This is a genomic window from Cupriavidus alkaliphilus (genome assembly GCF_014191175.1).
In the GTDB taxonomy this organism is placed as follows: domain Bacteria; phylum Pseudomonadota; class Gammaproteobacteria; order Burkholderiales; family Burkholderiaceae; genus Cupriavidus; species Cupriavidus alkaliphilus.
This window is the reverse complement of the sequence record NZ_JACHWE010000003.1, coordinates 576,640-589,505: the sequence shown is the minus strand read 5'-3', so window position 1 is coordinate 589,505 and position 12,866 is coordinate 576,640. Positions and strand designations below refer to the sequence as shown.

Here is a 12,866-nt window from a genome sequence, read left to right as displayed (position 1 = left end):
TCTTGTTTTTGGCAGGGCCGGCGCGGTGCCGGCCCGGCGCGGCTCACTCGGCGCCCTGCTCCTGCGTCGCGCCTGCCGGCGTCAGCAGCTTGACCTTGGAGCGGGCCTTCAGGCTTTCATAGAAAGCCTGCAGGTCGGTCTGGCCGGCCAGTTGCGCCAGTTGCTGCGCCTCGGCCTGGCGCTGGGCCGGGTTGGCCTGCGCCGGCTGGCTGACCTTGGTGATGCGATAGACGGCATAGCCTTGCGCACCCAGGTCGACACCCACCAGCGCCGGCAGCTTGGCGGCATCGGCGCGCATCACGGCTTCCACGGCCTGCGGCGTCATGCCTTCGGCCTTGGTGCGCGACACCGCCTGCACCGGGCCAAAGCCCTCGGCACTGTCGGCCTGCTTCAGCGCGGCCAGTCGCGCCTCGCCATCCTTGCGCGCCAGCGCCGCCGCCTGCTGCGCGACATAGCCTTCACGCACCTTGGCTTCGACCTCTTCGAACTTGCGCACAGTCGCCGGGCGATACGCGACGATGCGCGCGGCCACCAGCGTGTTGGGGGCGACCTGCACGGCTTCGGTGTTGCGCTTGTTCTTGATGGCGTCGTCGCTGAACAGTGCCTTGAGCAGCTTCTCGTTGTTCAGCGGGCTCTGCGCGCCCAGCGCCGGATTCGGCTGGCGCGTGACGTTGTCGGCGGTCTGGATGGTCAGCTTGAACTTGTCGGCCGCGGGCTTGAGGCTGTCGGCCTGCTCGTAGACGGTATTGCCGAAGGCATCGGCCTGCTCGGCAAACTTCTTGTCGGCGAACTGCTTGCGCAGCTCGGCTTCCAGCTCGGTGCGCACGGCCTCCAGCGGCCTGGTTTCCGCGGGCTTGGTGCCGGTCAGCTTGATGATGTGGTAGCCGAAGTCGGTCTCGACCACGTCGCTGATCTGGCCTTCCTTGAGCGCGTACATGGCGTCCTCGAACGGCTTGACCAGCGCGCCGCGCCCCATGAAGCCGAGGTCGCCGCCCTTCTCGGCCGAACCCGGGTCCTGCGAGTTCTTGCGTGCCACGTCGGCGAAGCTGTCCGGATGCTTGCGCACTTCTTCCAGCAGCCTGGTGGCCTTGTCCTTGGCGGCCTGGCGCTGCGCCGCCGGCGCATCCTTCGGCGCGCTGATCAGGATATGGCTGGCGCGGCGCTGCTCGTCGACACGGAAGCGCGCGATATTGCTTTCGTAGTACGACTTCAGCTCTTCCGGCGTCACCGCCTGCGACGCGGCCAGCGCCTCGCCCGACAGCACCAGGTATTCGACCTGGGCCTGCTCCGGCACCGCGAAGTCCTGCTGGTGGCTGTCATAGTAGGCCTTCAGCGCGGCGGCGTCGGGCTGCACCTTGGCGGTGTAGCCAGCCGGCTTGAACAGCAGCGCCTGCACCTCGCGCTGCTGGTCGCGCACCGCCATCAGACGCTCGATCAGCGACTTCGGCACGAACGCGGTCGCGGCAATCGACGCGCCCAGCTGCTGCGTGGCCAGCTCGAAGCGCATGCGCGCATCGAACTGCTCGGGGGTCATGCCCTGCGACTGCAGCAGCTGCAGGTAAGCCTTGTCGTCGATCTTGCCATCCTTGCCCCGCGGCAGCTGCGCGATCGCCGGCAGGCTGTTGATCTCTTCGAGCAGCTTGGCGTCCGACACCGTCAGGTGCTCGTTGGCCACCGTATTGGCCATCACGCGCTGCTGGATCAGCTGCTCGAGCACGGCCTTGCGTGCCTCCGGGCCCTCGAACTGGCGCGGATCATAGCTGGCGCCCAGGATCTGGCGCGCGCGCTCGCTCTGGTCGCGCACCACGTTGTCGACCTCCTGCACGCTGATGGCCCGGCCGTCGACCTCGGCGGCATCGTGCGAGCTGTCCATGAAGCGCGAATAGCTTTCCACGCCGAAGAACACGAACGACGGGAAAACAAGCACCAGCAGCAGCAAGAGCATCAGGCGCCGGTTGTTGCGTACGAAATCAAGCATGCGGATTCGGGTAGTGGATTGGCACGAAAGACAAACTCCGCAATTCTATCAGGAGCCGGTGGGCAAGCGCCCTTTGTGCAGGGTGGCGAACATGGGCCACAAATGAAAAACGCCCGCTTTCGCGGGCGTTTCATGATACTGGCGGAGTGGACGGGACTCGCCCACGTCCCGCGGGCCGCGGCTGCGCTGACACGCGCAGCCCTTCGATTCCCGCCGGAAGCCGCGCAGGCGGCTTCCTCCACTCCGCACAAATGAAAAACGCCCGCTTTCGCGGGCGTTTCATGATACTGGCGGAGTGGACGGGACTCGAACCCGCGACCCCCGGCGTGACAGGCCGGTATTCTAACCGACTGAACTACCACTCCTGTGTCGGTTCCCGCGTGGCGTTGGCTTGCGACGGACAGTGCTGGCGCATGCCGAGAATCTCGGCCGCCGGTTTCCATGTCTCGTAAAGGAAAGCGAAATTTCCCTTAAGAATCATGAACCTGGCACACCACCTGCGTCCTTTGCGAGCCGGGCCTTGCTGCAGGAGGCCGAACTATAGCGTGTGTCGCGCATCGGCGCAATACCCCGCCTCGGTTCGGGCTCAGGGTCCCGCGACGGGACCGTCATGCCTGGCTTGCGGCAAGCTGCCAGGCCTGCGGTTCAGCACGTCCGCCAGCACCTCGCCTTGCCACTCGAAATACGGATTGAACGTCAGGCGCGCATGCACCTTGCCTGGCTCGCGATACCCCCAGTCGGAATACCAGACTGGCTCGCCGCGCTCGCATGCCCGCAGCGCCACCTCGTCCTGGCCGTTCCAGCAGATGCGCAAGCTGCCCCGCTCGCCATACAGCGGGTTCGCCGGCGAGAACATCAAGCCCATGTGGGAAAACCGGCTGATACGCCGCTGCGTCAGCGCATCGCTGCGCACCAGTACCCGGCCACCGTCGGCCAGCCCGGCGGGCCGGGCGCCATACCAGATCAGCCGGCTGGCCGGGTGGGTAAAGTGATGCTGGAACGCGCTGAGCAGATAGGCCGTGTCCAGCACGGAATCATGCTGCGCGACCGCCATGAACACCGGCTTGTCATAGGGGCGCTCGGCCAACCGCTGCCGTGCCTCGCGGCTGCTGCGCCAGAACTGGGCGAAGGCATTGGTCGGCACGGTCATATAGCGCACGGCGTTCTGCATGGGCCGGCGGCCATCCGGCTCCAGCAGCCAGGGGCGGAACCAACCGATCAGCGGGGTCAGCCAGTCGTAGCGGCTGCTTGACTGGAACGCGGGCGAGAACAGCACCAGCCCGGCCACCTCCGGATGCGCATAGGCATAGTCGAGCGCCAGGTTGGCACCGGTGGAGAAACCGCCCAGGTAGACCTGCGCGACGTCGCGGCGCAGCGCATCGGCCTGCTCCCGCACCACGCGCTGCCAATCCTCCAGCGTCACGTCCAGCAGATCTTCCGGCCGGGTGCCGTGGCCCGGCAGCAGCACGGTGCGTACCAAAAACCCTTGCCCGGCAAGTTGCCGCGCCACGTCATGGAACGACCAGGGCGAGTCGCCCAGACCGTGAATCAGCAAGATGCCCTTATCCGGTGTCGGCGCGGTCGCCGGAGTCGCGCCGTCGTAGGCTGTCGCGGGCAGCCATTCGCGGGGCGCGTTCCATGCGAGTTCGGCGGCCTTGTCGGCGGCCTTGTCGGTGGCCTGGAAATGCCGCCGTGCCTGCAGCATGTCGATGGTGTCGCGACGGTAGTCCTCGAAGCCCGTGGCGATGGGCGGCGGCCGGCCGCTGGCAGCGCATGCGGCCAACAGCACGGCAGCAGCGGCCAGGGCTGCGCGGACGACTAGCATCGCCTTGCGGCGGAGTCGCAATGTGCCCTCCTTCTCAGTGGTCGGCGGTGTGCGGCGGCCGTGGCCGCTACAGGTGCGGCGCGCAGGGCGCGCTTCCGCATCATGCCGGTCGAGGGCGGGCCGATCAAGCGCGGGCGAGCGGCGTACGGCAGCCGCCGCCCGCAGGCTACCGCGAAGCGCCGTCGCCCGACTTTGCCCCCTCGGTAAACGGATCGCGCGCGCCGGTTCGCGCGCCATCCGTAAACGCATCGCGCGCGCCGGTCCTGCTGCCATCCGTATAGGGATCGCGCGCGCCCTGCCTGGCGCCTTGCGTATGCGGATCCACGGCATTGCCGGCCGGCGCCAGGCTGGAACGCGTATCGATGTGACCGCCCTGCGTATAGGCGTCGAACTTGTCGGACCGTGCGCCCTGGGTGAAGGGATCGCGCTTCTCATTGGTCTGCGCATTGGCCGAAGCCACCATGCCCAGCGCCATGCCGAGCCCAGCGGCCATGCCAAGGACGCTCGCCGGAATGGAAACTCGTCTGTCTTTCCGCATCATCTAACTCCTGGAACAGTGCGCAGACTGCAGCGCGGTGGAACAAGGAACCGGAACGGTTCCACGGGAAAAGAGCCTGCGCCGATCGCCTGACTGCTCTGCCTTGCGAATCCCGCGGGACACCTTCGTCATCCATGCACGCCCAGCTGCGCGCGCCATGTCGCTGCCAGTTCGTCAGGTCGCGCTACGCCCTCGCCGCAGACTCCAACGGCGTCGATGCGGCCGCTGCGAACCGCGGTGGCGGCCAGCTCCGGCGTCCATACACCGGTGACGATGAGCGGGCCTCGGTAGTGCAGGCGGACACTCGCGGTAAATGGCTTACAGTAGGTCGCGTGACCCGAACCGGTCGAGTGCAGGTGCAGGTAGGCGAGCTCTCCGGCCGCCACTGGGGGAAGCAGCGCGTGGTGCCGGCGCAGCCCGGCAGCGGTTGCGGGAAGCGTCATGCAGGCCCCGACCCGGTCCGGCGGCCATGCGGCCAGCAGCGTTCGCAGCGCATCGCAGAGAAATTCCGTGGCCACCGGACACTCGGTCAGGGCAGCCGGCACCGCAGCGGGCACCTCGGCCCATTGCCGATACAACTGCTCTGGCAACGTGCCCGCCATCGCAGCCAGCTCGATGCCATCAAAGCCGGCGTCATGGGCGTTCTCCGCCGCCGACCGATAGGCATCGAGCGCCAGGTCGACCTGATCGGCGTTGAGCGCGATGCCGGCGGGCACGGGACAACCGCCAATCCGCGCGACCACCATGCCGCCCCGGTCGTGGACCGCCTGCGTGGCGCGGAGCCAGCCATTGACTTCGCCGGCATTTGCGATGCCCTGGGTGACCAGGTGCCGGCCCTCGGCGCAGTGGGCCTCCGCGACGGCATAGATGACCAGGGCGCCATCCAGGGATTCCGACGGCGGCTTGCGGGATAGAGAAGGCCTGCCATGCTGCAGCGCCCGCGGGCTGTTCAGGACGATCCGGTGCTGCAGCGGCAAGGCGCCGAGCTTCAACGGCGCGAACAGGTCTGTGCGAACGGGCTGGCTCATCGCGACTGGCATATCGGGCTGGTGTGACAAGTCTGGTCGGGCTGCATCCGGAGTGCCAGTTATGCGTTGCTAAGTCTCGTCGCGCACCAGGCCTTCCACACCCGGTTTTGTCTCATACAATGCGCCGCGCCAGTCCGTCCGCGGCTGCATTTTGCGCACGCGATGCATGCGCATTGCGCCAGCCTGGCGGCCCGGGATGCGATGACAACGATAGTGCAACCGTTATGCTAAATTCGCCGGTTCGGGATCTCGATCACGCCGAGGCTGCCATGTCGGAAATTCGTCAATTCCTGATTGCGGGTGGGCATGAAGATGTCGCGTCGTGCGCGTCAGAAATACGTGCAGACGCAAACGGCGCGACGTCCAAGGCTGGCGGCGAGGCGCGAACATGACAGCCGACGCCGCCATGAATTTCGGCCCGTTCTGCCTGTTGCCCCGCCAGCGGATCCTGCTGAAGAGCGGCGTCCCGGTCAGGCTGGGCAGCCGCGCCTTCGACCTGCTGGTCGCGCTGGCCGAGCGGCCCGGCGAAGTCGTCTCCAATGCCGAACTGATCGCGCGCGTATGGCCGAAGGTGGTCATCGAGTCCGGCGCGCTCAGGGTCCACCTGACCGAGCTGCGCAAGGTGCTTGGCGACAGGCGCGAGTCTCATCGCTACATCGTGAACGTACCTGCCCAAGGGTACTGTTTTGTCGCGGAGGTCTCGCATGCTGTCGCTCCGGCGAACGCTGACGATTCCGCGAATCTGCCCGCAAACGTGCCCACGGACGTGCCCGTGGGCGTTACGGCAGTCGCGACGCCCGCGCCGGCAGGCAAGGCATCGGCCGACGCGCTGGCGGCAACGCCCGCCAGTGTCACGCCCGATCTCCGGGTAGCCTTGCCGCTGCCCGCGCAACTGGTGCGCATGATCGGCCGCGACGACATGGTTGCCGACCTGGCCCGCGAACTGTCCTCGCGGCGCTGCGTCACGGTGACCGGCCCGGCGGGCATGGGCAAGACCACCGTGGCGCTGGCGGCCGCGCGCCGGTTGTCGGCGTCGTTCGGCCAGCAGGCCGTCTTTGTCAACCTGGCGCCGCTGAACGACCCCGCGCTCGTGACCAATGCCGTGACGGCGGCGCTCGGCGCTCCCGCCCTCGAAGCCGTGTCGTTGCGCAGCCTGATTGCCTATCTCCAGACCCGCCGCATCCTGATCGTGCTCGACAACTGCGAACATGTGATCGAGGCCGCGGCCGAACTGGCGGAATCCCTGCTGACCGGCGCGCCCGAAGCACATCTGCTGGCCACCAGCCGGGAACCCCTGCGCATCCAGGGCGAATGGGTGCAACGCCTCGGCGCCTTGCCGGTTCCTCCGTCGCTCGACACGCTCGACGTTCACCAGGCCTTGCGCTATCCGTCGGCGGAACTGTTCGTCGAGCGCGTGCGCGCGAGCCAGGGCACCTTCGCGCTGTGCGAGGCTGACGTCCCGGCGCTGGTGGGCATTTGCCGCGCCCTCGACGGCATCCCGCTGGCGCTGGAGCTGGCCGCAGCGGGGGTGGAACGGCTCGGCATGCGCGGCTTGTACGCGCAACTCGGCAACCGCCTGGCGGTGCTGACGCGGGGCCGCCGCACGGCGTTGCCGCGCCACCAGACCCTGCGGGCGGCACTGGACTGGAGCTATGCACTGCTGCCGGAGAACGAGCGGCGGCTGCTGCGCAGCCTGGCGATGTTCCGCGGCCGGTTTACGGCGGATGGCGCGCGGGCCGTGGCGCAGGGGCTGCTCGCCGGCGAAACCGGCGAATTGCTCCATAACCTGGTCAGCAAGTCGCTGCTGATGTCGGACATCGCCGGCGAATCCGTACAGTACTGGCTGCTCGAGACCACGCGCGAGTATGGCCTGGCGCAACTGTCGGCCTGCCCCGGACGCGCGCAAGTCGGCCGTCTTCATGCCGTGCATATGCTGGCGACCGCCGACGCGATGGAGCACGCCAGGCCGCGCCAGGCCCGTGGCGACTGGCTTGCACGCCACGCCTATCTGCTGGACGACATTCGCCTCGCACTGCACTGGAGCCTGTCAGATGCCGGCGATGTCAGCCTTGGGGCGGCTCTGGCCGCCGCCTCCGCTCCGCTCTGGTACGCGCTGTCGCACATGGCCGAGTATCTCGAGCTGCTGGAGCGGTTGCTCGAGCGCATGCCTGGCACCGGCCCGCTCGAACCGGCGCGTGAAATCGCCATGCGTGAAGCGCATGGCCACGCGCTGTGGAATATTCGCGGCGCTGGACCCGCTGCCATCGCCGCATTCGAACGCAGTCTCGAGGTGGCGCGCCAGGCCAGCTCGGTCGCCGACCAGCTGCACGCGTTGTGGGGGCTGTGGCTCATCAGCAATTCCGTTGGCGACTATGGCGCCACCGTACGCAGGGCGCAGGAATTCGGGGCACTCGCCGTCCACGCCGGTGATGCGGCGGACGCCGTCATCCACGAGCGGATGATGACATGGAGCATGCACTTTACCGGCCATCACGAGGAGGCGCTGCGCCACGCCCGGCGCGTACTCTGCCAGCCCCTGGCCATCAATCTCAGTGCGCGCCGCATCGGCTTCCAGTTCGATCAGGGCGTAGCGGCACTGACGGCGCTGGCGCGCATCCTGTGGATACAAGGCATGCCCGAACAGTCCCTCGAACATGCCGAAGCTGCGGTGGAACGAGCACAAGCCATCGATCATTCGCTGTCGCTGTGCTTTGCCATCGCCGTGGGGTGCGGTCCGGCCGCGTTCTGGACGGGCGAGCTCGATCGCGCGGAACGCTATACCGCCCTGCTGCGCCGCTGCACCGCGGAATACTCGCTCACATTCTGGGGCTGTTATGCGGAAGGCTTCTTGCTGGTGCTTGGTCGCCTTCGCGATGACGGCGGCGTGGCGCGGATGCCGGCCGCCTGGCCCCATCCCTTGCGCGACATGCTGTGCACGTTCGATGCCACGCTGGCCGGCGACGACGACTTCGCGCGCGCCCGGCACGGCCTGGTTCCCTGGAGCTTGCCGGAACTGCGCAGGATCGAGGGCGAACGGCTGCGCGACGCCGGCAAGCTCGCCGCGGCGGCAGAGAGGATACGCAGCGGCCTGCGCCAGGCCGACGCGCAAGGCGCCCTGGCGCTGTCCCTGCGATGTGCCATGAGCCTGGCCGCGCTGACCGCGGAAACCGGATCGATCGCGCAGGCGCGCAGCGTCCTGGGCACGGTGTACGACCGCTTTCGCGAAGGCTTCGACACCGCCGACCTGCGCGCGGCAGCCGCCCTGCTCGGCCGCCTTGGCTGACGCATCCCCCCGCCCCGCATCGCCAGAGCAGCGCACCGCCTCATGCCATCAGCTTTTCCTTCGTGATCGGCAGTTCCCGGATTCGCTTGCCGGTCGCGTGATACACCGCGTTCGCGACGGCGGCGGCCAGACCGGTGATGCCGATCTCGCCGATGCCGCGCGCGCCGAACTCATTGAACCGCAGATCGGGATAGTCGAGCAGGATCACGTCGATCTCGGGCTGGTCGGCATGCACGGGTACCGCGTATTCGGCATAGTTGTTGTTGCCCGGCATGCCGCTGCGCTCGTCGTACTCGGTGGCTTCTAACAAGGCCATGCCGACGCCCATCACGATCGCCCCTTCCACCTGGTTGCGCGCGGTGACCGGGTTGATCACCCGACCGACATCGATGGCACTGACGACCCTTGCCACGCGCAGCCGCGAAATGCCCGGGTCCCAGCGCACCTCGACAAAGTGGGCGCCGAAGGACATGAACGACAGCTTGTCGGCCGGTGCCGCGCCGGTGCGGGCGAACCCCTCGGCACTGGCGAAGCGCTGCGCCGTCAGCACCTCGGCATAATCGAGGCTGCGCCGGCCGTCGGTCAGGCGGCCTTGTTGCATCGTCAGCGTCTCTGGCTTCGCTCCGGCAAAGGCGCCGCCTTCCTGGGTGGCGTACGCGCGCAGCTGGCCAATGGCATGGCGCGTGGCCTCGGCTACCGCGGGAAGCACGCTCGCGGTTGCCCAGGACCCGCCCGCGACGGGTGCCGCCGGGAACGAGGAATCGCCGAGCCTGACCTCGATCTTCTCGAATGGGAGGCCGGTCAGCTCGCTGACGATCTGCGCGACGATGGTGTACATCCCGGTGCCGATGTCCTGCACCGCGCAGGTCACCGACGCAGTGCCGTCGCTGCGCAGGTGGACGCGGGCCTCGGCCGGGGTACGCCAGGCGTCCCAGTTGCAGACGGCGACGCCATAGCCGGCGATCTCCGTGCCGACCGCCATCGATCCCGGGCGCGGGTCGCGCCGCTCCCAGCCAAACTTGCGGCCGGCCTGCTCGATAGCCTCGCGCAGGTGATTGCTCGACCATGGCAGATTCAGGCTTTCATCGCGCGTCGAAAGGTTGGCGAGCCGGAACCGCACCGGATCCATGCGACAGGCCAGGGCCAGCTCATCGATGGCGGACTCCAGCGCAAACAGGCCCGGCGCAGCGCCCGGCGCGCGCATGGAGGTGGGCGCCCCGCGGTGCACCTTCGTGGTGTGGTGGCTCACCATGAGGTTGGGACAGGCGTACAGGCTCTGCGTCATGCCACCGCAATTCTCGACGTACTGCTCGATGAATGAGGTGGTGTTGACCGATTCATGCCGGATCGACGTGATCTTGCCGTCCGCCCCGGCGGACACGCGCACACGCTGGCGCGTCTCGGGGCGCTGCCCGGTGGTGGTGAACATAAAGGCCCGCGGCACCACCAGCTTGACGGGCCGGCCGGTCATGCGCGCCGCCGCGCTGGCCGCAACGGAGTGTGGCCACAGGAACAGCTTGGAGCCGAAGCCGGAACCGATGAAGGGCGCATCGACGGTGACGCGCTCCGGCGTCAGGCCGAAGATCTGCGCGATGGTATTGCGGTGGACGGTTGCGCCCTGGGTCGCTTCATAGAGACGCAGGTCGCCGTTCTCCCACCACGCCAGCGTGGCATGCATCTCCATCGGATTGTGCGTCTCGACCGGGGTGCGGTAGGTGGCGTCGATCTTCACCGCAGCGCGGTCGTAGGCGGGTGCCGGTTTGCCGCGCGCATGCCCTCTCCCGCCATCGCGCAGGCCGCCGGCCTTGATGCCGTGTTCCAGGTCTACCACGGGCTTTTCACCGGTGTAGGACGCCCCGACCCGGTACGCCGCCTCGCGGGCATGCTCGAAGGTGTCCGCCACCACCAGCGCCACCATCTGGCCGCCATAGTAGATCGTATTGTCTTCGAACGGCAGCCGGTGTTCGTCCGTAATCGACGCCGTCAGGATGTTTGCGCCGGAGATCGGGCTTTTGGGCGTACGGTACAGGCGCGGGAAGTTGCCGTGGTGCAGGATGTCGACCACGCCCGGCACGCGGCGCGCGTCGGCCAGGTCCAGTCCCGTGATCCGGCCGCTGGCAACAGTGCTGTATGCGCCGTATGCGTACAGCATGCCTGGCAGCGCGCGGTCGGCGGTATACAAGGCGGCGCCGGTGACCTTGAGCCGGCCGTCGATGCGGCGTGGCGACGCGCCGATAGCAGTGTTGTTCACGCGTGCACTCCCTTCAGGCGGTAAGAAGCGACAGGTTGCGTACCACGGCCTGCTGGCCGAGATTGAGCTTGAAACCGTTCTGTCCATACGACCGCGCGCCAGCCATCGCCGACACGCCGGCTTCGCGGACCAGCGCCTCGGAAACCGGCTTGCCGCGCAACACCGCCTCCGCGCCGGCGGCACGCCAGGGCTTGGTTGAGACGCCGCCAAGGGCAATGCGGATATCGCGCACGGCGTTGCCATCAAGCGCGACGATTACCGCGCTCGAAGCCAGTGCGAACTGGTAGGAGCCGCGATCGCGCAGCTTGAGGTAGGCCGAGCGGCTGCCAGGCATCGGTGCATCCAGCGTGATGTGGGTGATGATCTCTCCGGCTTCGAGCGCGTGCTCCTTCCACGGAGTGTCGCCCGGGAGCAGGTGGAAATCGGCAAAGGCAATGTCGCGCCGGCCCTTCGGCCCCTGTACGTGGACGGTGGCGCCGATCGCCACCATGGCGACGCACATGTCAGAAGGATGCGCGGCGATGCACTGCGGACTTCCGCCCAGCACGGCATGCACGTTGCGGTTGAGGCCGTCTACCGCGGCGCATCCCGAGCCCGGCGTACGCTTGTTGCACGGCGAGACGCCGTCGCGGAAGTAGCCGCAGCGCACCCGCTGCATCACGTTGCCGGCGGTGGTGGCCTTGTTGCGCAACTGCGTGCTGGCACCGGACAGCAGGGCCTGCGACAGCACCGGATAATGCCGCCGGATATGCTCGTGGCGCGCCAGGTCGGTGTTGCTGACCATCGCGCCGATGCGCGTACGGCCATCGTCCAGCGGTTCGATCTGGTCCAGCTTCAGCTTGTGGATGTCCACCACGCGGGCGGGCCGCGTGATATCGAGTTTCATCAGGTCCAGCAGCGTCGTGCCACCCGCCAGGTAGACCGTGTCGCTGCCGCGCGCATGCAGCGTGATGGCCTGTTCGACGTCGGCGGCGCGCGCATAATCGAAGTTCCGCATCAGACGTTCTCCCTCATCTTGCCGCGCGCGTCCTGGATCGCGGCCACGATATTCTTGTAGGCACCGCAGCGGCAGATGTTGCCGCTCATGGCTTCCTGCACCGACGCGGGGTCGGACGGTATGCGCTTGTCCTGCAGGATCCCCACCGCGCTCATCATCTGGCCGGCGGTGCAATAGCCGCACTGGTAGGCATCGTGGTCCCAGAACGCCTGCTGCACCGGATGCAGCTTGCCATCGCGGGAAAGGCCCTCGACCGTCGTGATGTCGTCGCGGTCATGCATCACCGAGAGCGACAGGCACGCATTGACCGAGACACCGTTGACGAGGATCGTGCAGGCCCCGCACTGGCCGTGATCGCAGCCCTTCTTGGTGCCGGTCAGGTGGACCTTTTCGCGCAAGGTATCGAGCAATATCTCATTGGCCTGCACCATGAGTTGCTGCGTCGTGCCGTTGATCGTCAGCGTGATGGGATATCCGGCTTTCCCCACGCCCGGGCCGGCCAGCTCCCGCAGCGCCGGCGTTGCCGGCTGCGCCGCGACCGTGCCGGACAGGGTGCCACTTGCCACGCTCATCCCTGAAACACCGACGCTCTGCATAAAGCGGCGACGGGACAGAACCGTCGGGCCACCATCCGGCTCGTTGTCATGAACTCGCCGCGCGTCGGGCACATGCTTTGGGGACGCCATTTGCTGTTCTCCTGTGCGTGCTGAACCTGCTCAAGGTTGCGCCACGAGCCCGGTATCGTGAGGGACGAGCCCTGCCCGTGCCGCGGCTGTGTTGCCATGCCGCCAGGGCGTGGCACGCGTCGATGCCGAGGATGGCCGGGCAAGCAGGATGGGAACAGACGGTGCACGATGGGTCGCGGCACTATCACTCTATTCGGAGATCGAATGGTTACAAGGGTGCTTAACAAGACTTAACAGGCGCGGCAAGGCGTCGCGGCAGCATCGTCTTTTTTCGTCCGCC

8 protein-coding genes and 1 tRNA gene are annotated in these 12,866 nt (G+C 67.5%); 1 reads left to right on the top strand and 8 read right to left on the bottom strand.

Annotated elements, in window-relative coordinates; translation table 11 throughout:
* Positions 1-43: 43 nt before the first annotated feature.
* The 5 genes from FHX60_RS14315 to FHX60_RS14295 all read right to left on the bottom strand — a co-directional run bounded on the left by FHX60_RS14315 (position 44) and on the right by FHX60_RS14295 (position 5,369).
* The gene (locus FHX60_RS14315) at positions 44-1,978 is read right to left on the bottom strand and encodes a SurA N-terminal domain-containing protein (RefSeq protein WP_112776981.1); all 1,935 of its coding nucleotides are present in this window, start codon (positions 1,976-1,978) and stop codon (positions 44-46) included.
* A gap of 288 nt (positions 1,979-2,266) precedes the next feature.
* Positions 2,267-2,343: transfer RNA gene (locus FHX60_RS14310), tRNA-Asp, on the bottom strand.
* 221 nt (positions 2,344-2,564) lie between these two features.
* On the bottom strand, positions 2,565-4,052 hold the full coding sequence (locus tag FHX60_RS14305; protein WP_260163914.1) for an alpha/beta hydrolase: 1,488 nt from the start codon (positions 4,050-4,052) through the stop codon (positions 2,565-2,567).
* Positions 3,970-4,278, bottom strand: a complete 309-nt coding sequence (locus tag FHX60_RS14300) for a hypothetical protein (protein WP_112776983.1) — start codon at positions 4,276-4,278, stop codon at positions 3,970-3,972. The genes FHX60_RS14305 and FHX60_RS14300 overlap by 83 nt, the downstream gene beginning before the upstream one ends.
* A 191-nt stretch (positions 4,279-4,469) precedes the next feature.
* Complete coding sequence (locus FHX60_RS14295) at positions 4,470-5,369, bottom strand: beta/alpha barrel domain-containing protein (protein ID WP_183283734.1); 900 nt, start codon at positions 5,367-5,369, stop codon at positions 4,470-4,472.
* 388 nt (positions 5,370-5,757) lie between these two features.
* Here FHX60_RS14295 and FHX60_RS14290 point away from each other — a divergent pair, with 388 nt between their 5' ends.
* Positions 5,758-8,652: an ATP-binding protein gene (locus FHX60_RS14290; protein ID WP_183283733.1), complete on the top strand. Its 2,895-nt coding sequence runs from the start codon at positions 5,758-5,760 to the stop codon at positions 8,650-8,652.
* Between the two features lie 40 nt (positions 8,653-8,692).
* On the opposite strand, the gene FHX60_RS14285 is transcribed toward FHX60_RS14290, so the two are convergent.
* The 3 genes from FHX60_RS14285 to FHX60_RS14275 form a co-directional block, all read right to left on the bottom strand.
* A complete protein-coding gene (locus FHX60_RS14285) occupies positions 8,693-10,834 on the bottom strand; it encodes a xanthine dehydrogenase family protein molybdopterin-binding subunit (protein ID WP_260163913.1) in 2,142 nt (713 codons plus the stop codon).
* An 82-nt stretch (positions 10,835-10,916) separates the two neighbouring features.
* Positions 10,917-11,900 carry an FAD binding domain-containing protein gene (locus FHX60_RS14280; protein WP_183283732.1) on the bottom strand — a complete coding sequence of 328 codons (984 nt, stop codon included), beginning with the start codon at positions 11,898-11,900 and terminating at the stop codon, positions 10,917-10,919.
* Positions 11,900-12,586, bottom strand: coding sequence for a (2Fe-2S)-binding protein (locus FHX60_RS14275; RefSeq protein WP_112776988.1), 687 nt, complete (start codon positions 12,584-12,586; stop codon positions 11,900-11,902). Before FHX60_RS14275 ends, FHX60_RS14280 begins: the two co-directional genes overlap by 1 nt.
* Between the last annotated feature and the right edge of the window lie 280 nt (positions 12,587-12,866).

What these genes read in the sequence shown, in the direction of transcription:
- FHX60_RS14315 (WP_112776981.1), bottom strand. Translation starts at nt 1,978, where the DNA reads ATGCTTGATTTCGTACGCAACAACCGGCGCCTGATGCTCTTGCTGCTG.
- FHX60_RS14305 (WP_260163914.1), bottom strand. Translation starts at nt 4,052, where the DNA reads ATGCGTTTACGGATGGCGCGCGAACCGGCGCGCGCGATCCGTTTACCG.
- FHX60_RS14300 (WP_112776983.1), bottom strand. Translation starts at nt 4,278, where the DNA reads ATGGCGCTGGGCATGGTGGCTTCGGCCAATGCGCAGACCAATGAGAAG.
- FHX60_RS14295 (WP_183283734.1), bottom strand. Translation starts at nt 5,369, where the DNA reads ATGAGCCAGCCCGTTCGCACAGACCTGTTCGCGCCGTTGAAGCTCGGC.
- FHX60_RS14290 (WP_183283733.1), top strand. Translation starts at nt 5,758, where the DNA reads ATGACAGCCGACGCCGCCATGAATTTCGGCCCGTTCTGCCTGTTGCCC.
- FHX60_RS14280 (WP_183283732.1), bottom strand. Translation starts at nt 11,900, where the DNA reads ATGCGGAACTTCGATTATGCGCGCGCCGCCGACGTCGAACAGGCCATC.
- FHX60_RS14275 (WP_112776988.1), bottom strand. Translation starts at nt 12,586, where the DNA reads ATGGCGTCCCCAAAGCATGTGCCCGACGCGCGGCGAGTTCATGACAAC.